This window comes from Kitasatospora sp. SC0581 (genome assembly GCF_048159585.1).
Taxonomy (GTDB): Bacteria; Actinomycetota; Actinomycetes; order Streptomycetales; family Streptomycetaceae; genus Kitasatospora.
This window is the reverse complement of the sequence record NZ_JBLRWA010000020.1, coordinates 52241-70044: the sequence shown is the minus strand read 5'-3', so window position 1 is coordinate 70044 and position 17804 is coordinate 52241. Positions and strand designations below refer to the sequence as shown.

Annotated in this window: 20 protein-coding genes; 8 read left to right on the top strand and 12 right to left on the bottom strand. The window is 74.2% G+C overall.

Translation table 11 applies throughout. From position 1 onward, the window contains the following. The first annotated feature begins 38 nt into the window (after nucleotides 1–38). Nucleotides 39–1199: an Mrp/NBP35 family ATP-binding protein gene (locus tag ACLWS4_RS25955; RefSeq protein WP_049654113.1), complete on the top strand. Its 1161-nt coding sequence runs from the start codon at nucleotides 39–41 to the stop codon at nucleotides 1197–1199. A gap of 68 nt (nucleotides 1200–1267) precedes the next feature. On the opposite strand, the gene ACLWS4_RS25950 is transcribed toward ACLWS4_RS25955, so the two are convergent. The 4 genes from ACLWS4_RS25950 to sigE all read right to left on the bottom strand — a co-directional run bounded on the left by ACLWS4_RS25950 (nucleotide 1268) and on the right by sigE (nucleotide 4495). Continuing rightward, a complete protein-coding gene (locus ACLWS4_RS25950; RefSeq protein WP_049654115.1) occupies nucleotides 1268–1936 on the bottom strand; it encodes a hypothetical protein in 669 nt (222 codons plus the stop codon). Nucleotides 1937–2158: 222 nt separating this feature from the next. After that, on the bottom strand, nucleotides 2159–2599 hold the full coding sequence (locus tag ACLWS4_RS25945) for a sec-independent translocase (RefSeq protein WP_049654117.1): 441 nt from the start codon (nucleotides 2597–2599) through the stop codon (nucleotides 2159–2161). A 160-nt stretch (nucleotides 2600–2759) separates the two neighbouring features. Then, on the bottom strand, nucleotides 2760–3641 hold the full coding sequence (locus tag ACLWS4_RS25940; RefSeq protein ID WP_375874135.1) for a zf-HC2 domain-containing protein: 882 nt from the start codon (nucleotides 3639–3641) through the stop codon (nucleotides 2760–2762). Nucleotides 3642–3763: 122 nt separating this feature from the next. Beyond that, the gene (gene sigE / locus ACLWS4_RS25935; protein WP_049655634.1) at nucleotides 3764–4495 is read right to left on the bottom strand and encodes an RNA polymerase sigma factor SigE; all 732 of its coding nucleotides are present in this window, start codon (nucleotides 4493–4495) and stop codon (nucleotides 3764–3766) included. Nucleotides 4496–4782: 287 nt separating this feature from the next. Here sigE and ACLWS4_RS25930 point away from each other — a divergent pair, with 287 nt between their 5' ends. Then, nucleotides 4783–5415, top strand: coding sequence for an O-methyltransferase (locus tag ACLWS4_RS25930; RefSeq protein ID WP_049655642.1), 633 nt, complete (start codon nucleotides 4783–4785; stop codon nucleotides 5413–5415). A 154-nt stretch (nucleotides 5416–5569) separates the two neighbouring features. On the opposite strand, the gene ACLWS4_RS25925 is transcribed toward ACLWS4_RS25930, so the two are convergent. Further along, the gene (locus ACLWS4_RS25925) at nucleotides 5570–5737 is read right to left on the bottom strand and encodes a DUF3117 domain-containing protein (RefSeq protein ID WP_074001376.1); all 168 of its coding nucleotides are present in this window, start codon (nucleotides 5735–5737) and stop codon (nucleotides 5570–5572) included. A 297-nt stretch (nucleotides 5738–6034) separates the two neighbouring features. Between ACLWS4_RS25925 and ACLWS4_RS25920 the strand changes: the two genes are divergently transcribed. Then, on the top strand, nucleotides 6035–6835 hold the full coding sequence (locus tag ACLWS4_RS25920; RefSeq protein WP_416875330.1) for an enoyl-CoA hydratase-related protein: 801 nt from the start codon (nucleotides 6035–6037) through the stop codon (nucleotides 6833–6835). 42 nt (nucleotides 6836–6877) lie between these two features. On the opposite strand, the gene ACLWS4_RS25915 is transcribed toward ACLWS4_RS25920, so the two are convergent. Both ACLWS4_RS25915 and ACLWS4_RS25910 read right to left on the bottom strand, forming a co-directional pair. Next, on the bottom strand, nucleotides 6878–7471 hold the full coding sequence (locus ACLWS4_RS25915) for a DNA-3-methyladenine glycosylase I (protein WP_380745398.1): 594 nt from the start codon (nucleotides 7469–7471) through the stop codon (nucleotides 6878–6880). Then, on the bottom strand, nucleotides 7468–7908 hold the full coding sequence (locus ACLWS4_RS25910) for a DivIVA domain-containing protein (protein ID WP_063780265.1): 441 nt from the start codon (nucleotides 7906–7908) through the stop codon (nucleotides 7468–7470). The genes ACLWS4_RS25915 and ACLWS4_RS25910 overlap by 4 nt, the downstream gene beginning before the upstream one ends. A gap of 181 nt (nucleotides 7909–8089) precedes the next feature. Here ACLWS4_RS25910 and folP point away from each other — a divergent pair, with 181 nt between their 5' ends. After that, nucleotides 8090–8902 (top strand): dihydropteroate synthase, encoded by an 813-nt coding sequence (gene folP / locus ACLWS4_RS25905; protein ID WP_074001558.1) that lies wholly within the window; start codon nucleotides 8090–8092, stop codon nucleotides 8900–8902. 130 nt (nucleotides 8903–9032) lie between these two features. On the opposite strand, the gene ACLWS4_RS25900 is transcribed toward folP, so the two are convergent. Together ACLWS4_RS25900 and dapE are read right to left on the bottom strand one after the other, a co-directional pair. Continuing rightward, a complete protein-coding gene (locus ACLWS4_RS25900) occupies nucleotides 9033–9842 on the bottom strand; it encodes a TIGR00730 family Rossman fold protein (protein WP_049655631.1) in 810 nt (269 codons plus the stop codon). Between the two features lie 111 nt (nucleotides 9843–9953). Next, nucleotides 9954–11030, bottom strand: a complete 1077-nt coding sequence (dapE, locus tag ACLWS4_RS25895; protein ID WP_388044485.1) for a succinyl-diaminopimelate desuccinylase — start codon at nucleotides 11028–11030, stop codon at nucleotides 9954–9956. 203 nt (nucleotides 11031–11233) lie between these two features. Between dapE and ACLWS4_RS25890 the strand changes: the two genes are divergently transcribed. Continuing rightward, nucleotides 11234–12226: a hypothetical protein gene (locus ACLWS4_RS25890; protein WP_416875348.1), complete on the top strand. Its 993-nt coding sequence runs from the start codon at nucleotides 11234–11236 to the stop codon at nucleotides 12224–12226. A 302-nt stretch (nucleotides 12227–12528) separates the two neighbouring features. Next, nucleotides 12529–13347 (top strand): hypothetical protein, encoded by an 819-nt coding sequence (locus ACLWS4_RS25885; protein WP_416875329.1) that lies wholly within the window; start codon nucleotides 12529–12531, stop codon nucleotides 13345–13347. 125 nt (nucleotides 13348–13472) lie between these two features. Here the strand turns inward: ACLWS4_RS25885 and dapC are convergent, their stop codons facing one another. Together dapC and fdxA are read right to left on the bottom strand one after the other, a co-directional pair. Continuing rightward, the gene (gene dapC, locus ACLWS4_RS25880) at nucleotides 13473–14621 is read right to left on the bottom strand and encodes a succinyldiaminopimelate transaminase (protein WP_074001371.1); all 1149 of its coding nucleotides are present in this window, start codon (nucleotides 14619–14621) and stop codon (nucleotides 13473–13475) included. Between the two features lie 20 nt (nucleotides 14622–14641). After that, complete coding sequence (fdxA, locus tag ACLWS4_RS25875; RefSeq protein WP_030061559.1) at nucleotides 14642–14968, bottom strand: ferredoxin; 327 nt, start codon at nucleotides 14966–14968, stop codon at nucleotides 14642–14644. Between the two features lie 289 nt (nucleotides 14969–15257). Between fdxA and ACLWS4_RS25870 the strand changes: the two genes are divergently transcribed. Together ACLWS4_RS25870 and ACLWS4_RS25865 are read left to right on the top strand one after the other, a co-directional pair. After that, the gene (locus ACLWS4_RS25870; RefSeq protein WP_416875328.1) at nucleotides 15258–16112 is read left to right on the top strand and encodes a GNAT family N-acetyltransferase; all 855 of its coding nucleotides are present in this window, start codon (nucleotides 15258–15260) and stop codon (nucleotides 16110–16112) included. A gap of 98 nt (nucleotides 16113–16210) precedes the next feature. After that, on the top strand, nucleotides 16211–17083 hold the full coding sequence (locus ACLWS4_RS25865) for a transglutaminase-like domain-containing protein (RefSeq protein ID WP_074001369.1): 873 nt from the start codon (nucleotides 16211–16213) through the stop codon (nucleotides 17081–17083). A gap of 41 nt (nucleotides 17084–17124) precedes the next feature. On the opposite strand, the gene ACLWS4_RS25860 is transcribed toward ACLWS4_RS25865, so the two are convergent. Then, nucleotides 17125–17754 carry a response regulator transcription factor gene (locus ACLWS4_RS25860; protein ID WP_049657358.1) on the bottom strand — a complete coding sequence of 210 codons (630 nt, stop codon included), beginning with the start codon at nucleotides 17752–17754 and terminating at the stop codon, nucleotides 17125–17127. Between the last annotated feature and the right edge of the window lie 50 nt (nucleotides 17755–17804).

Here is a 17804-nt window from a genome sequence, read left to right as displayed (position 1 = left end):
CCGGTTAACGACTTCGCCGGGCGCCGTACCATCAAGGCATGGCCAACGAGACAGAGGTCGCGGCCGGCGTCACGGAGGAGTCCGTACGCCAGGCGCTGGCGACCGTCAACGACCCGGAGATCAACCGCCCGATCACCGAGATCGGCATGGTGAAATCGGTCGGGATCGCCGAGGGCGGCGTGGTGAGCGTCGCGGTCTACCTGACGGTCTCCGGCTGCCCGATGCGCGACACCATCGTCACCCGGGTGCGCGAGGCGGTCGGGAAGGTCCCCGGCGTGACCGGCGTCGAGGTCGAGCTCGACGTGATGAGCGACGAGCAGCGCAAGGAGCTGTCCCAGCTGCTGCGCGGCGGCGCCCCCGAGCGGGAGATCCCGTTCGCCAAGCCGGGCACGCTGACCCGCGTCTACGCCGTCGCCTCCGGCAAGGGCGGCGTCGGCAAGTCCTCGGTGACCGTCAACCTGGCGGCCGCGATGGCCGCCGACGGCCTGAAGGTCGCCGTGGTGGACGCCGACATCTACGGCCACAGCGTGCCGCGCATGCTGGGCGTCGAGGGCCGGCCGACCCAGGTCCAGGACATGATCATGCCGCCGCAGGCGAACGGCGTGAAGGTCATCTCGATCGGCATGTTCACCCCGGGCAACGCCCCGGTGGTCTGGCGCGGCCCGATGCTGCACCGCGCGCTCCAGCAGTTCCTCGCCGACGTGTACTGGGGCGACCTGGACGTGCTGCTGCTGGACCTGCCGCCCGGCACCGGCGACATCGCCATCTCGGTGGCCCAGCTGGTCCCCAACGCGGAGATCCTGATCGTCACCACCCCGCAGATGGCCGCCGCCGAGGTGGCCGAGCGGGCCGGCACCATCGCGGTGCAGACCCACCAGAAGATCGTCGGCGTGATCGAGAACATGTCCGGCATGCCGTGCCCGCACTGCGACGAGATGATCGACGTCTTCGGCACCGGCGGCGGCCAGACCGTCGCGGACGCGCTCACCCGCACCGTCGGCGCGACCGTCCCGGTGCTCGGCTCGATCCCGATCGACGTGCGGCTGCGCGAGGGCGGCGACGACGGCCGCCCGGTCGTGCTCGCCGCGCCCGACTCCCCGGCCGGCGTCGCCCTGCGCGCGGTGGCCGGCAAGCTCGGCGGCCGCCAGCGCGGGCTGTCCGGGATGTCGCTGGGCCTGACGCCCAGGAACAAGTTCTGAGACGGTGACGACGAAGGGCCGGGTGGTCGGACCAGACCACCCGGCCCTTCGCCGTACCGCCGCGGGCCCTACGGCCGGGTGTAGGCGGTCAGGTCCGGGACGGTGGAGAAGCCGAGGCCGTACGCGCTGACGCCGCGGCCGTAGGCGCCGAGCAGGACGCCGGGGGCCTCGCCGGCCAGCACCCAGCCGTACTCGGACTCGCGGTAGCGGAAGGGCTGCGGCAGGCCGTTGACCGGCAGGCTGAGCGTGGACCAGCCCGGGCCGGCCAGGTCGTCGGCGAGGTCCCAGGCGAGGCTGCTCTGCTGGTCCAGCCAGTCCTGGCGCAGCGCCCGGTCCAGCTGCCCGGGCCAGGTGCCGGCGAGCAGGCCGGAGCCGGCCAGCCAGGCGGCGGAGGAGGCGGAGGTCGCCTCCAGGGTGCCGGTGTTGTCGGCGCTGCGGCGGCTGTCCCGGCGGGCCACGGTGACCACGACGGCGAACTTCCGCACGTCGCGCGGCTCGTACCGCTGGGCCGGCTCCTCGCCGTGGCCGAGCGAGCCGTAGTCGACGCTGCCCGCGGTGCGGGGGCCGGCGCCGGCCTGCACCAGGAAGCGACGGCCGGTCCAGCCCTCGTCCAGCCCGTACCAGGGGAAGTCTGCGGACAGGTAGGGCACCAGCGGGTCCGCCGGGCCCGCCTGTCCGCCGACCACCGGGCCGCCGGCCGTGGCCGTCGCCCCTCCCGCCTGACTCGTCGCGTCCATCCCCGGGCCTCCTCAAACACACGTTTGCCTGCCGTGGCGCGCTCCCATGGTGGCGTACCGCGGCGCTCCCCGGGGCCGTTACCGGTCCGCGACGGGGCGCGGTGTGACGGACGGCTCAGCGGGAGCAATCAGCACAATAGCGGCGCACACGCCACCGCCCCGCTCAGCCGGGTGGCCGGGCGGGGCGGTGGCGCGGCGCCGGGGCGCCGTACGCGGGGTCGGTCAGGTGGCGTCGGGGTCGAACGGGGGGCGCTCGCCGGGGGCCAGCGGGGCGCCGGTCGAGGCGGAGGCGGGGGCCGGCGCGGACTTCTCGAAGCTGACGCTGCCGCTGCGGCCGTTGACCGGGGCCGCGGGCTTGTCGTCCAGGACGGAGCGGATGTCCAGCGAGTCCTTCATCCCCTTGAGGCCCAGCGGGTCCTCCTCGCCGCCCATGAGCTGCTTGCGGACGAAGGTCTTGGGGTTCAGGTCCTCGAACTCGAAGTCCTGGAAATCGGGGCCCAGCTCGCTGCGGATGTCCTCCTTCGCGTTGTCGGCGAAGGAACGGATCTTCCGGACGACGTTCATGGTGTCCTGGATCAGCTTCGGCAGTTTGTCCGGACCGAAGATGATGATGGCCATCACGACGAGGGTCAGCACCTCCAGCCCGCTCACGTCGCTGAACACCTTTGGCTCCCTAGCTCGTCGGACGACGGTTCCTACAGGGTAATGGCCACCGGCGAGTCCCTGGTCCACGCTGGGATGAAGCCGTGGTAAAGACCTGCCGGTGGCCGAGGCCGTCCGGACGGGGGATCGAGCGTGCGTCCCGGGTCCGTCGAGGGTTGTTCTAGCGGGTCTGCTGGCGCTGTGCCACGGCGCCCCCGGGGTAGCGCTCCGGGGAGCCCGGCGGGGTCGCGTCGCGGGTCGCGGCGACCGGGCGGCCGGGGAAGTCCACCGGGACCTGGGCGTTCATCGGGACGAGGCCGCCGCCGCGTCCGGTGCCGGAGCCGGGCGGGCTGACGGTGGTGCCGTGGCGCTCCTCGCCCTGCGTGCTGAGCCCGCCGACACCGCCGAGCGTCACCGCGGCGACGGAGAAGGCGCCCGCGGCGGCGAACACCAGCCGGCGGCCCCGCGCGGGCGGGCGGACGACGGCCGCGGAGGACTGCGGACGGGCGGGGGCGGCGGTGGGCTCGGGGCGGGCGGAGCGCCGGCCCATCAGCGGCCGCAGCACCGCGCCGCGCCCGAAGGCGCGCGGGTCGACCCCGGGCAGCGGCGTGTCCGCGCCGAGCGCGCCGGCGCCGAAGGAGGCCCCGGCACCGCGGCCGAAGGAGCCGCCGTCGAGCCGGCTGCCGCCGAGCGTCCCGGCGGCGGCGACCCCGCCGCCGGGCAGGTCGTCGTCGTCATCGCGGCGGCCGCGGCCGGCCGGCCAGTCGCCGTCCGCCGGGGCGTCCTCGGGAAGGCCGCCGACGGCCATCAGGCGGGCCATCAGCGCAGAGGACGGGCCGGGCGTGCCGGTGCGGGTCAGCATGTGCTTGACGGCGCGGGCCTCGTCGACCTCGGCAAGGCAGTGCGGGCAGGTCGCCAGGTGGGCCTGGACGCGGTCGCGCGAGTCGTGGCCGAGCTCGCCGTCCAGGAAGGCGGAGAGGCGCTCGCCGAGGTGGTGGTCCTCGGCGGGTGCGGCGGGGCGGACGGGAAGCGCGTGCAGCGCCGTGTCCGCGGGCAGTGCCACCGCGGGCAGCACGGGCTCACCGGGTTCGTCGCCTCCGCGACGGCCCGGCAGGGCCCAGCCCCGTCGGTTCGGGGACCGGTCGGAGGCGTCCGACCGACCCGAACCGGACCGGCTGGTTCCGCTCACGACCGCCTCCGTCCGCGCCCACCGGGCGCGACCGCGGCCTCGACCGCTCCGACGCCGACCGGCACCGGCTCCTCCGAGCCGCCGCGGCGCTCCCGGCCGGGGGCCGAGCCGGGGGCGCGGTGCTTGAGCGCGGCGCGCAGGTGCGAGCGGCCGCGGTGGATGCGGCTGCGGACGGTGCCGAGCTTGACGCCCAGCGTGGCGGCGATCTCCTCGTAGGACAGGCCCTCGATGTCGCAGAGCACCACCGCGGCGCGGAACTCCGGCGCCAGGGTGTCCAGCGCCTGCTGCACGTCGGCGTCGAAGTGGGTGTCGCTGAAGTGCTGGGCCGGGCTCGGCTCGCGGGAGGCGAGCCGCTCGGCCGCGTCCTCGCCGAGCGCGTCGAAGCGGATGCGCTGGCGGCGGCGGACCATGTCCAGGAAGAGGTTGGTGGTGATCCGGTGCAGCCAGCCCTCGAACGTGCCGGGGGTGTACGTGGACAGCGAACGGAACACCCGGACGAAGACCTCCTGGGTGAGGTCCTCGGCGTCGTGCTGGTTGCCCGTCAGGCGGTAGGCGAGCCGGTAGACGCGGGCGCTGTGCGCCTCGACGATCTCCTCCCAGCTGGGCGGAGTCCAGGTCTGCGCGTCGGGACCCTCGGTGAAGGTCGCGAGGGCGGGGGCCTCGGTGGCGCCGCCGGCCGGCGTCGCGGCCACGGGCTGGTCCAGGTCGGAGTGCGCAGGCTGGTTCATCACGGGCTTCGGCGTACGGGCTGACGCGGTGCCGCGGGAGTGCCGCCGCACAGGGACGTCGCCCTCGGCCACACCTCCTCGGTCGGCTCTTCTGCCCAGCAGGGCCACCACCATATCCACCTCACCCGTCAAGCCCGGATAAAAGTGCCCGGGAGGTCTTCCGCACCCGGTCCGTCCTGACAACGGCCCGCCGCCGTACGCGGTTCCCGGTCGGCCAGTAATCTGTGCCAGGAAATATCGACATCCTTCGGCACCGGGCCTCGCCCGGGGCTCCGAAAGAGGCAGCCATCAGCGAGTTCGGGCCCGCGCACGCGGCCCTCGCCGACACCTACGTGAGCGAGGACGCCGTGCTGACCTACGCCCGGGCGCAGTCCGCGCGGACCGGGATACGGGCGATCGGACCGAGCGGCGGGGCCTGCCTGCGGCTGCTGGCCGCCGCGCTGGACGCCAAGGCGGTGGCCGAGATCGGCACCGGCACCGGGGTGTCCGGGGTCTACCTGCTGCGCGGAATGCGGCCGGACGGCGTGCTCACCACGGTCGACTCCGAGCCGGTGCGCCAGCAGCTGGCCCGTGAGGCGTACCAGGCGGCCGGGTTCGCGGCCAACCGCTCCCGGTTCATACCGGGCCGGGCGCTGGAGGTGCTGCCCCGGCTCGCCGACGGCCAGTACGACCTGGTGTTCTGCGACGGCGACCCGGTCGAGTCCTGCGAGTACCTGCGGGAGGCGCTGCGGCTGCTGCGGCCGGGCGGGATGGTCTGCTTCGAGGGCGTCTTCCAGGAGGGCCGGCTGGCCGAGCCGGAGCTCCAGGACCCGCAGACCGGCGCGGTCCGGGACCTGGTCCGGGACGTGCGGGAGAGCGAGGCCCTGCTGCCGGCGCTGCTGCCGGTGTCGGACGGGCTGCTCTGCGCCGTCAAGCGCTGAACGTCAAGCGCTGAACGTCAAGCGCTGAGCGTCGGGCGCCGAGCCCGGCGCCCCTTCGGGCCCGGGCCCGGGAAAACGTGCGGACCCGGGCCGACATGACGTCGAACCCGGGCCCGGCAGCACATCTCCAGGAGATGGCGAGCACCTGCTGCGGTCAGCCGCAGGCCTTCTTCAGGGCCTCGCCGAGGGCCTGGGCCTCGTCCGGCGTGAGCTCCACCACAAGGCGTCCGCCGCCTTCGAGCGGAACGCGCATGATGATGCCCCGTCCCTCTTTGGTGACTTCGAGCGGGCCGTCACCCGTCCGCGGCTTCATGGCCGCCATGCTCGTTCCCCTTCCTGCAACCGCTCAGCTACGCACCGGCAGTCCGTCCACCGCCGGTATCGAACGCATTGATCGGAAGCCATTATCCCGCATGCCACGGGCTGATGACCAACATCACTCTCGGTGCAACCACGACCGGACCGCCCCCAACCGCCGCAAACCACGTCATAAGCCCCGGCGTGGCGGTGGTGCGGACACCGCCCGAAGGTGCGATACCTCACACTCCCCAGGCCCCCGCGTGCTCCGGCATCCTGACACACACGACCGACAACGCCTCGATCCCGGGAGCCCTCACCCATGTCCGATTCCGTGCTGTACGAGCTGGACGGCGGCCTGGCCGTCATCACCATCAACCGCCCGGAGGCGATGAACGCGCTCGACGTCGCCACCAAGGTCGCGCTGCGCGACGCCGTGACCGCCGCGGCCGCGGACCCGGCGGTGCGGGCCGTCCTGCTCACCGGGGCGGGCGAGCGGGCGTTCTGCGTCGGACAGGACCTGAACGAGCACCTGGCCATGCTGAAGCGGGCCGAGGAGACCGGCGAGGGCGCGCTGCGGACCGTCGGCGAGCACTACAACCCGCTGGTGCGGGCGCTGGCCGGGATGCGCAAGCCGACCGTCGCCGCGGTCGGCGGGGTGGCGGCCGGGGCCGGCGCCTCGCTCGCCTTCGCCTGCGACTTCCGCGTCCTGTCCGACCGGGCCGGCTTCAACACCGCCTTCGCCGGGATCGGGCTGACCGCCGACTCGGGCGCCTCCTGGACGCTGCCCCGGCTGGTCGGGCACGCCAGGGCCACCGAGCTGCTGATGCTGCCCCGCACGGTCAAGGCCGCCGAGGCCGCCGAGCTGGGCCTGGCCACCAGGGTGGTGCCGGCCGGGGAACTCGCCACCACCGCACGGGCCTTCGCCCGTGAGCTGGCCGAGGGCCCGACCGTCGCCTACGGCGCCATCAAGGAGTCGCTGGCGTACGGCGCCTCCCACTCGCTGGACGAACTCCTCGACAAGGAGGACGAGTTGCAGACGCTGGCCGGCGACAGCGAGGACCACCGGATCGCGGTGCGCGCCTTCATCGCCAAGGAGAAGCCGACGTACCTGGGCCGCTAGGGCCTGTCCACGGGTCCGGGCCGGCCGGCCCGGACCCGCCGGTCAGCCCTTGGCGCCGGTGCGGACGTGGCAGTCCGCCAGGTGGTCGTCGACCAGCCCGCAGGCCTGCATCAGGGCGTACGCGGTGGTCGGGCCGACGAAGCGGAAGCCCGCCTTCTTCAGCGCCTTCGCCAGCGCCGTCGACTCCGGCGTGACGGCCGGCACCTCGCCCATCGTGCGGGGGGCCGGCCGGCCCGGTTCGGCGGCGAACTGCCAGATCAGCGCGTCCAGGCCGCCCGCCAGGTCGCGGGCGACCCGCGCGTTGGCGATCGCCGCCTCGATCTTGGCCCGGTTGCGGATGATGCCGGCGTCGGCGAGCAGGCGCTCCTTGTCCGCCTCGCCGAACTCGGCGACCTCGGCGATCCGGAAGCCCGCGAACGCGGCCCGGAAGCCCTCGCGGCGGCGCAGGATGGTCAGCCAGGACAGGCCGGACTGGAAGGCCTCCAGGCAGACCCGCTCGAACAGCGCGTCGTCGCCGTGCACCGGGCGGCCCCACTCGGTGTCGTGGTAGACCCGGTAGTCGTCGGTGGAGTCGCCCCAGCCGCAGCGGCGCAGGCCGTCCGCGCCGAGCACCGCGCCCCCGGCCGGGTCGGTCACTTCTCCGTCCCCGGCTTCGCGTCCTCGGGGGCGTGCTCCCCGGCCGGCTGCTTGGCGAGCACCACGGCCGGCTCGACCACCTGGGCGAACTGCTCCAGGCCGGGCAGCGGTTCGGCCGCCGGGTCGGGGGCGCTGGTCGCCTCGACGGCGCCGCGCAGGTGGGCGGCGGCCTCCAGCTCGGCGATCCGCGCGTCGCGGTAGGCGAGTTCGGCGCCGAGGCGGTCCAGGACGTCGTCCACCTCGTCCATCCGGTAGCCGCGCAGCGCCATCGGCAGGCGCAGCTCGTCCACGTCCGCCCGGCCCAGCGGGCGGTCCTGCGGCAGCCGCGCGGAGATCCGGTCCGGTGCCGCCTCCGGCATCGAGCCGCCCCCGCCGAGCGCCACCAGGGCGGCACCGCCGACCACCACGGCCATGGCGACCACGATCACCCAGAACACGAGCTGTCCTCCCGAACTCCCGGCCGGTCCGCTATGTGGTGGCAGGCAACCACACTGATCATGACAGCATGGTCCCTTAGTGAGGCCGGGGGCCATCATCGCACCCGCAGGAGCTCTGGAGGAGACATCGGTGGCACTGCGCCTGGGACCGCGGGAATTCGGTGACGACGAGCTGGTGATCATGGCGATCGTCAACCGGACGCCGGACTCGTTCTTCGACAAGGGCGCGACCTTCGCCGACGAGGCCGCCTTCGCCGCCGCGGACCGCGCGATGGCCGAGGGCGCGGCGATCCTGGACATCGGCGGGGTGAAGGCCGGGCCCGGCGACGAGGTCACGGTCGAGGAGGAGCTGCGGCGCACCGTGCCCTTCGTGGCCGAGCTGCGCAAGCGCCACCCCGAGGCGGTGATCAGCGTGGACACCTGGCGGCACGAGGTCGGCGAGGCGGTCTGCGAGGTGGGCGCGGACCTGCTGAACGACGCCTGGGGCGGCGTGGACCCGAGGCTCGCCGAGGTGGCCGCCCGGTACGACGCCGGGCTGGTCTGCACCCACGCGGGCGGCGCCGAGCCCCGTACCCGGCCGCACCGGGTCGGGTACGAGGACGTGATGGCGGACATCCTGCGGGTGACCGTGGGGCTCGCCGAGCGCGCGGTGGAGCTGGGCGTGCGGCGGGACGCGGTGGTCATCGACCCGGGGCACGACTTCGGCAAGAACACCCGGCACTCGCTGGAGGCCACCCGGCGGCTGCCGGAGATGACCGCGACCGGCTTCCCGGTGCTGGTCTCGCTCTCCAACAAGGACTTCGTCGGCGAGACCCTGGACCGGCCGGTGAACGAGCGGCTGCTCGGCACCCTGGCCACCACCGCGGTCTCGGCCTGGCTGGGCGCGCGGGTCTACCGGGTGCACCAGGTCGCGGAGACCCGCCAGGTGCTGGACATGGTCGCCTCGATCCGGGGCACCCGCCCCCCGGCGGTCGCCCGCCGGGGGCTGGCGTGAACCCTCCTGTCGGCGCTCGGCTCGCCTCCGGGGCGCTCGGACCCGGTACCGACGTTCGTCGCTCCGGCGCTCGTCCCTCGCTTGTCGCTCCTCGCTTTCGGCACCGGCGCGACCCTTCGGCTCGCTCGCGCTAGATCTCGTTCGCGGGCCGGCGGGCGTCGGCGAGGATCTTCATGACCTCGTCGATCTCGTCGGTGATGTGGAACAGCTCCAGGTCGTGCGGGGCCGCCTTGCCCTGCGCGACCAGGGTGTCCTTCAGCCACTCGTACAGGCCGCCCCAGTAGGCGCTGCCGTAGAGGATCACCGGGAAGCGGGTGACCTTCTTCGTCTGCACCAGGGTGAGCGCCTCGAACAGCTCGTCCAGCGTGCCGAGGCCGCCGGGCAGGACCACGAAGCCCTGCGCGTACTTCACGAACATCGTCTTGCGGACGAAGAAGTAGCGGAAGTTCAGCCCGAGGTCGACGAACTCGTTGAGGCCCTGCTCGAAGGGCAGCTCGATGCCGAGCCCGACGCTGAGGCCGCCCGCCTCGGAGGCGCCGCGGTTGGCGGCCTCCATCGCCCCCGGGCCGCCGCCGGTGATCACCGCGTAGCCGGCCTCGGCGAGGGCCCGGCCGATGGCCACGCCCGCCTGGTACTCGGGCGAGTCGACCGGGGTCCGGGCGGAGCCGAAGACACTGATCGCGGGCGGGAGTTCGGCGAGGGCGCCGAAGCCCTCGACGAACTCCGAGGTGATCCGCAGGACCCGCCACGGGTCGGTGTGCAGCCAGTCGGTCGGACCGGTGGTGTCCAGCAGGCGCTGGTCCGTGGTGCTCGTACCGACCTGGTCCCGGCGCACCAGCACCGGGCCCTTCTGCTTCTCGGGCCAGGCCTTCTTCTTTCGCGGCGCACCGACCTGCTCGGGGCCGTGGCCGTAGTGCTTCTCGTCTCCTGTGCCTGTCATGACGAAACCCTACGCCCGCCCTCCCCCGTTTTCAGGCAACGGGGGAAGGTCGGTTGAGTATCCGGAAGGTGGCGTTCGACTGCTGATCGGACGAGCGTCGCCAGCAGCGGCTCAGCTGGTCAGCCAGGCGCGCATCCGGTCCTCGACCTCGGCGATGGCGCTCAGCGAGCAGTACTCCTCGCGCTTGTGCGCCAGGTTCGGGTCGCCGGGGCCGTAGTTGACCGCCGGGACGCCGAGCGCGCTGAACCGGGCGACGTCGGTCCAGCCGAACTTGGCCCGGGCCTGGCCGCCGGTGGCCTCCAGGAAGGCCCGGGCGGCCGGCTGGGAGAGCCCGGGCAGGGCGCCCACGGCGAAGTCGGTGACGGTCAGCTCGAAGCCGTCGAAGACCTCGCGCACGTGCTTCTCCGCGTCCACCTCGTCGCGGTCCGGCGCGTAGCGGAAGTTGACCGTGACGACGCACTCGTCCGGGATCACGTTGCCGGCCACGCCGCCGTCGATCCGGACCGCGTTCAGGCCCTCGCGGTACTCCAGGCCGTCGATCTCCACCCGGCGCGGCTGGTAGTTCTCCAGCCGGGTGAGCACCTCGGCGGCGTGGTGGATGGCGTTGTCCCCGAGCCAGCTGCGGGCCGAGTGGGCGCGCACGCCGGTCAGCCGCACCTGCGCCCGCAGGGTGCCCTGGCAGCCGCCCTCGACCATGCCGCCGCTGGGCTCCATCAGCACCGCGAAGTCACCGGCCAGCCACTCCGGGTGGTCCTTGGCCAGGTGGCCGAGGCCGTTGCGGGAGGCCTCCACCTCCTCGCAGTCGTAGAAGACGAAGGTGAGGTCGCGGTTGGGCTCGGGCACCGTGGCGGCGAGGCGCAGCTGCACGGCCACGCCGGACTTCATGTCCGTGGTGCCGCAGCCGTGGAGCAGGTCGCCCTCGACCCACGAGGGGAGGTTGTCGGCGATCGGCACGGTGTCCAGGTGGCCGGCCAGGACGACGCGCTCGGCCCGGCCCAGGTTCGTCCGGGCCACCACGTTGTTGCCGTGGCGGTCCACGGTGAGGTGCGGGTAGCCGCGCAGCGCGGTCTCGATGGCGTCGGCGAGCGCCTGCTCGTCGCCGCTCACCGAGGGGATGTCGACGAGCCGGGCGGTCAGCGTGCCGCCGTCGAGAGTGAGGTCCAGGGGCGTCGGGTTCGAGCTGCTCATGGGAGCCAGCCTAATCCGCGGCCCGGTCCGGTCGGAGGCGGGTGACGGCAACCGGAAGGCGCCGCACATCCGTCCGAGTGGGTACGGTGTCGGATCAAGGTGCAGGCGCGAGAGGGGCGACGGTGGCCAGGAGAAGGAGCAGCGAAGAGCTGGGCGACGAAGAGGAGCCCACTCGCCGCCGCGGGCCGCTTCGCGCCCTGCTGATGGTGATCGTCGGGCTGCTCGGCCTGGCCATGGTCGCCGGCCTGGCCGTGGTCGGGATCTGGTGGTTCGGTTTCAAGCCCGGCGCGTCCGAGGAGTGCTCGGTGAAGACGGCGGCCGGGAACGGCACGCTGGAGCTGCCGCAGGCCGCCAACGCCGCGACGATCGCCGCGGTGGCGCGTTCGCGCGGGCTGCCGGACCGGGCCACCACGATCTCGCTGGCGACCGCCATGCAGGAGTCCAAGCTGCGCAACCTCGCGGGCGGCGACCGGGACTCGATCGGCCTCTTCCAGCAGCGGCCGTCGATGGGCTGGGGCACCCCGGCGCAGATCTCGGACCCGGTGTACGCGACCAACAAGTTCCTGGACGGCCTGGTCAAGGTCCCGGGCTACACCCGGATGCCGCTGACCGACGCCGCGCAGACGGTGCAGAAGAGCGGCTACCCGCAGGCCTACGCCAAGCACGAGACCAAGGCGACCCTGCTCACCTCGGCGCTGGCCGGCCGGGAGCCCGCCTCGTTCTCCTGCGTGGTGCACGACTACGCCAAGCCGGACCCGGCGGACTCCGCCTCGGCCGCGCCGGGCGCCACCCCGGGCGCCACCGCGGCCCCGGCCGCCGCGCCGGACCGGGCCCAGGTGCTGTCCGACCGGGTGCGCCGGGAGTTCGGCCGCACGGTGACCCCGGCGACCGGCTACACCTCGACCATCAAGGGCGCCGAGAACGCCGTCTCGCTGACCCCGGACCCGGCCACCGCCGCCCTGACCTCCTCGCCGGACGCGGGGGCGGCGGACGGCGGGGTGAGCGCCGAGCGGGCGAGCGGCTGGGAGGTCGCCCACTGGGCGGTCGCCCAGGCCCAGCAGCTGGGCATCGCGACGGTCGCCTACGACGGGAAGATCTGGCGCAAGTCCAAGTCCGAGGACGGCTGGCAGAACCAGACCTCGGGCACCTCGACCAAGCTCGTCCAGGTCACGCTGGCCCCGGCCGACAAGAGTTGACGCACTGGTGTTCGGGTTGCCGCCGGACGGGTGATTCCGGTCAACCCCGGTGGACCGGCCGCCCGCTCCGGCGAACCCGGCTGGAGAACCGTCACTCCCCTTGACCGGGGCGGTTCGACGGCGTCCGACCGGGCCGGTCGGACAGCGCTGTTGTGGTCCTACGATCCGATGGTCGGCCAGGAAGATTCCTTGCGTCGGCCGAAACCTTCTGGCTTCTCAAGCGGTAACAACGTCGTCCGCCCGGTCGTCCACGCCCGGTCCTTTGGCGGACGGGACGGACCCAGACCCCTTCGAGGAGCCCCATGTCTCACCCCCTCACGCGCCGGATCGCCCAGGCCGCGCTCGTCGTGGCCGCCGGAGCGACCCCGCTTCTCGCGGCCGGCTCCGCGTCCGCCCTGGGCGGGGACGCCCTGCTGCCCAAGAGCGACCTCGCGGCACCGCTGGGCCAGCTGGCCAACACCGACACCGGTTCCACCCTCCAGCACACCACCCACCAGCTCGGCCAGGCCGCCGGGACCACGGGTGCGGCCACCGTCGCCGCCGGCGTACCGGCCTCCGCCGACGCCGCCGGAAACATCGTCGCCCAGCAGCTGCCCGAGGCCAACGAGAAGGCCGGCTCGCTGACCGCCCCGGTCGACCAGACCGCGGCGACCGCGGGCCAGCTCTCCTCGGTCACCCCGAAGGTCGCCTCGTCCCTGGCCGGCAAGCTCGGCGAGGCCGTCACCGGCAAGAGCGCGGAGACCCGCAGCGCCACCGCCGGCACCGGCCCGCTCGGCGGACTGACCCAGACCGGCTCGGTCACCCAGGCCGTGCCCGGTGCCGAGACGCTCACCGGCGCCGTCCCCGGCGGCACCGCCGTCGCCGACGCCCTGCCGGTCGGCGCGGTGCAGCGCGCGCTGCCGCTCGGCTCGGTCGAGCACGCCCTGCCCGCCGACCTGCCCGCCACCGACGTGCTCGGCCTGGCCGAGCACGGGTCGGCCAACCGCCTCGGCGGTGCCGACCTCGGCGCGAACAGCCCGCTGTCCGGTCTCACCGGCGTGCTCGGCCCGCTCGGCGGCCTGCTGGGCGGCCTGGGCGGCGGCAACCTGAGCGGCGGCAGCCTCAGCGGCCTGCCGCTGTAACCCCCGCCGCCGCACAACCCCCGGCTCGGGGAGAACCCCGAAGGGGGCCGGTGTCCGTGACACCGGCCCCCTTCGGGGTACGGTCGCCCGCTACGGTCGGCGCGCCGAGCTCGGCGCGGTCGCGGTCAGCTCGCCGCGCCCAGCCGCTCCACGGCCGCGGCGACCCGCTCGTCGGTCGCCGTGAACGCGACCCGCACGAAGCGGTCGCCGGCCGGCCCGTAGAAGTCGCCGGGCGCCACCAGGATGCCCAGCCCGGCCAGTTCGGCCACGGTCTCCCAGCACGGGCGGTCCTGGGTCGCCCACAGGTAGAGGCTCGCCTCGGAGTGCTCGATCCGGAAGCCGTACGCCTCCAGCGCCGCCCGCAGCGCCGAGCGCCGGGCCGCGTACCGCTCGCGCTGCTCGGCCACGTGGGCGTCGTCCGCGAGCGCGGCGACCGTCGCCGCCTGGACCGGCGCCGGCACGATCATGCCGCCGTGCTTGCGCACCTCCAGCAGTTCCCTGACCACCACCGGGTCGCCCGCCACGAAGGAGGCGCGGTAGCCGGCCAGGTTGGAGCGCTTGGAGAGCGAGTGGACGGCCAGCAGGCCCTCGTGGCCGTCGCCGCAGACGTCCGGGTGCAGGACGGAGACCGGCTCGGCCTCCCAGCCCAGCTCCAGGTAGCACTCGTCGCTGACCAGCAGCGCCCCGTGCTCCCTGGCCCACTCGACGGCCCGGCGCAGCTCGTCCGCGCCCAGCACCCGGCCGGTCGGGTTGGACGGAGAGTTCACCCAGAGCAGGCGCACCCGGGAGCCGTCCAGCTCGTCCACCGAGTCGTACTCGACCGGCTCGGCGCCGCACAGCCGGGCGCCCACCTCGTAGGTCGGGTAGGCCAGGCGCGGGTAGGCGACCTGGTCGCCGGGGCCGAGGCCGAGCTGGGTCGGCAGCCAGGCCACCAGCTCCTTGGAGCCGACGGTCGGGAGCACGGCCTGCGGGCCGGTCTCCGCGCCGAGGCGGCGGTGCAGCCAGCCGGCGATCGCCTCGCGCAGCTCCAGCGGGCCCCAGACGGTCGGGTAGCCGGGGGTGTCGGTGTGCGCGGCCAGCGCCTTCTGGATCACCTCGGGGACCGGGTCCACCGGGGTGCCGACGGAGAAGTCGCAGAGCCCGCCGGGGTGGGCCAGGGCGGTCGCCTTGTACGGCTCCAGCTTGTCCCAGGGGAAGACGGGGAGCTTGTCCGAAACGCGGCGCGCCGCCCCCGGGTGACCCGGGAACGGCGCGCGCGTGCTGTTGGTACTCACAGCTGTTGTGCCACCGATCGTCAGTGGTCGGCGTTCTGCGGCGGCAGAGCGGCGATGAACGGGTGGTCACGCTCGATCAGACCGAGCTTGGAGGCGCCGCCGGGGGAACCCAGGTCGTCGAAGAACTCGACGTTCGCCTTGTAGTAGTCCTTCCACTCCTCCGGAGTGTCGTCCTCGTAGAAGATCGCCTCGACCGGGCAGACCGGCTCGCACGCGCCACAGTCGACACACTCATCCGGGTGGATGTAGAGCGATCGCTCGCCCTCGTAGATGCAGTCAACCGGGCACTCTTCGATGCACGCCTTGTCCTTCACGTCGACACAAGGCTGCGCGATGACGTAGGTCACGCTGTCGTTCCTCCTCGGAAGGGCCTGGTGGCCCGTTCTGTTCTGCTGCCGTGCGCGGTGAGCGCGGCGTCGTCGATGCCCGCCCCTAGTATCGCGGGTCGGAGACCGCAAATGCACAGGAGGTGGCCAGATGGCGACGCACGACCCGGTCGGCGACCGTCCGGAAGTCCGGATAGACCGCTCTGACGTGGGACGACGCGTGTCCGTCCGCCGCCTCGCGGAGTTCGTGGACGACCGGCCGGTGTTCCGGGATTCGATCGGCGTGCTCACATCGTGGGACGATCATGGGTTGACGATCGCCCCTCGAACCGGCGATCCGGTGTTCTTGCCGGAGAAGCTGCTGGTCGCAGGCAAGACCGTGCCGCCGTTCCCGGCCCGGCGCGTCCCGTTGCCGGTCACCGAGCCGGTCGAACTGCAGCGGATCGCGGGCCGCGGCTGGCCGGCCGTCGAGCAGGAGCCGCTCGGCGAGTGGACGCTGCGCGCCGCCGCCGGGTTCACCCGGCGGGCCAACTCCGTCCAGGCGCTCGGGGACCCGGGACTGCCGCTGCCCCGGGCGCTGGCGGCCGTCCGCGCCTGGTACGCGGCGCGCGGACTGCCCGCGTGCGTCGAGGTGATCTCCCCCGGCTCGCCCCCGGCGCTGGTCGCCGAACTCGACCGGCTCGGCGCCGGGTACGCGCCCACCCTGGTCCGCACCGCCCCGCTGGCCGGGCTCGCCCGGGCCGGCGCCGGGCACGACAGGGTGCGCCTCGCGCGGACCGCGGACGACCGGTGGCTGTCGGTGTACCGGCGGGTGAGCGGCGACCCGGCGGTGGAGGAGGCGGCCCGGCGGGTGCTGCACGGCGGGCCCTCGGTCTGGTTCGCCACCGTGCCGGGCGCCCCCGGGCAGCCGCCGCTGGCGATCGGACGCTGCGTCATCGAGGGCGCCTGGGCCTGCTTCGGCGCGATCGAGGTCCAGCCGTACGCCCGGCGGGCCGGACTGGCGACGACGGTCATGGCGGTGCTCGCCTCGCGCGCGGCCGAGGAGGGCGCGAGCGGCGGCTACCTCCAGGTCGAGGCGGAGAACGCGGGGGCGATCGCGCTCTATGACGGACTCGGCTTCACGACCAGTCACACTTACCACTACGCGCTCCTCCCCCAGGGGTAGCCGCCAGGCCGTACCGTCCGTCCGTTCGTCCGATCGCCCCGCCCGATCGTCCGTCCGCCGCCTTGTCCGTCCGCCGTACGAAAGCCGTCGCCGTCACCGTGACCGAGCAGAGCAGAGACCGCTTCCGGACCGCCGCCCGCGCCGAGCAGCCCGACCCGGTGCTGCTGTGCCTGCTCGCCGCCGCCGAGCACGGCATGGTGCCCGACCCCGGCGACCCCGGCGAACCGCCGGGCGTGGACGCGCTGCTCGCCGCCTGCGAGGCCGCGTTCGAGCGGCACGCGGCGGCGGTCCGGACGGCCGTCGCCGAGCGGGCGCCGACCGGGCCGGAGGAGACCGCCGCCCTGCTCGCCGCGGTGCTCGGCGGGCGGGAGCGCTTCCACGGGCGGCAGTCGGACTACCGGCGGCTGGAGTCCTCGCTGCTGCCCGAGGTGCTGCGGCGCCGGCGCGGGCTGCCGATCACGCTCTCCCTGGTGTGGATGGCGGTCGGCCGGCGGGCCGGGCTGACCGTCCACGGCATCGCGCTGCCCGGCCACTTCATCGTCGCGGTGGGCGGCCCGGCCGGCGGCGAGGACTACGTCCTGGCCGACCCGTTCCACGGCGGGCGGCTGCTCGACCCGGCGGACGTCGAACGGCTGGTCGCCGCCGCCGGGGCGGAGTTCACCCCCGCCCTGCTCACCCCGGCCCAGCCGCTGGAGGTCGTGCTGCGGGTGCTCGGCAACATCCGGCTCTGGGCCGCCGACCGCCCCGAGCACGCCCGCACCCAGCTCTGGGCCACCGAACTCGCCCTGCTGCTGCCCCGGCACCCCGCCCAGCTGCGCCTGGAACGGGCCGAACTCCTCGTCCGCACCGGGGACTTCCTCGGCGGCTCGGCGGAGATGGACGCCTACGCGCAGATCCTCGACGCCTTCGACCCGGACACCGCCGCCAAGGTCCGGCAGGAGGCCCGGGCGGCCCGGCACCGGCTCAACTGACCCCCGTCTGCGGGCCGACGCCGGGGGCTTGAAGACGGGCCCTACAGCCAGCCCTTCTCCCGGGCGATCCGGACCGCCTCGGTGCGGTTGCGGGCCTCGGTCTTCTGGATCGCCATCGACAGGTAGTTGCGCACCGTCCCCTCGGACAGGTGCAGCCGCCGGGCGATGTCCGCGTTCACCGCGCCGTCGGCCGCCGCGCCCAGCACGTCCCGCTCGCGCGGGGTCAGCGGGTTGGCGCCCTCGGCCAGCGCGGCGGCGGCCAGCGCCGGGTCGATCACCCGCTCGCCGCGCAGCACCCGGCGGATCGCCTCCGCCAGCTCGGCGGCCGGCGCGTCCTTCACCAGGAACGCGTCCGCGCCCGATTCCATCGCCCGGCGCAGGTAGCCGGGCCGGCCGAAGGTCGTCGCGATGACCACCTTGGTCCGGGGCGCCCGGTCGCGCAGCTCGGCGGCCGCCTCGATGCCCGTCATCCCCGGCATCTCGATGTCCAGCACGGCGACCTGCACGTCGTTCGCGAGCACCGCCGCCACCACCTCGTCCCCGCGGCCGACCTGCGCGACGACGTCGATGTCCCCCTCCAGCCCGAGCAGCGCGGCCAGCGCCTCCCGGACCATCCCCTGGTCCTCGGCGAGCAGCACGCGGATCGAGGCCCCGTTGTCAGTGTCGTTCATGGCCACGACCTTAGAGGGCCGCGGGCTTGCGTCTCCGGTAAGGGGAGAGT

Bases quoted from the DNA above. Each gene is read 5' to 3' on its own strand.
- ACLWS4_RS25955 (WP_049654113.1), top strand. From the start codon at position 39: ATGGCCAACGAGACAGAGGTCGCGGCCGGCGTCACGGAGGAGTCCGTA.
- folP (WP_074001558.1), top strand. From the start codon at position 8,090: ATGGCGATCGTCAACCGGACGCCGGACTCGTTCTTCGACAAGGGCGCG.
- ACLWS4_RS25885 (WP_416875329.1), top strand. From the start codon at position 12,529: ATGTCTCACCCCCTCACGCGCCGGATCGCCCAGGCCGCGCTCGTCGTG.
- ACLWS4_RS25900 (WP_049655631.1), bottom strand. From the start codon at position 9,842: ATGACAGGCACAGGAGACGAGAAGCACTACGGCCACGGCCCCGAGCAG.
- ACLWS4_RS25950 (WP_049654115.1), bottom strand. From the start codon at position 1,936: ATGGACGCGACGAGTCAGGCGGGAGGGGCGACGGCCACGGCCGGCGGC.
- ACLWS4_RS25890 (WP_416875348.1), top strand. From the start codon at position 11,234: ATGGTGATCGTCGGGCTGCTCGGCCTGGCCATGGTCGCCGGCCTGGCC.
- dapE (WP_388044485.1), bottom strand. From the start codon at position 11,030: ATGAGCAGCTCGAACCCGACGCCCCTGGACCTCACTCTCGACGGCGGC.
- ACLWS4_RS25920 (WP_416875330.1), top strand. From the start codon at position 6,035: ATGTCCGATTCCGTGCTGTACGAGCTGGACGGCGGCCTGGCCGTCATC.
- ACLWS4_RS25860 (WP_049657358.1), bottom strand. From the start codon at position 17,754: ATGAACGACACTGACAACGGGGCCTCGATCCGCGTGCTGCTCGCCGAG.
- sigE (WP_049655634.1), bottom strand. From the start codon at position 4,495: ATGAACCAGCCTGCGCACTCCGACCTGGACCAGCCCGTGGCCGCGACG.
- ACLWS4_RS25925 (WP_074001376.1), bottom strand. From the start codon at position 5,737: ATGGCGGCCATGAAGCCGCGGACGGGTGACGGCCCGCTCGAAGTCACC.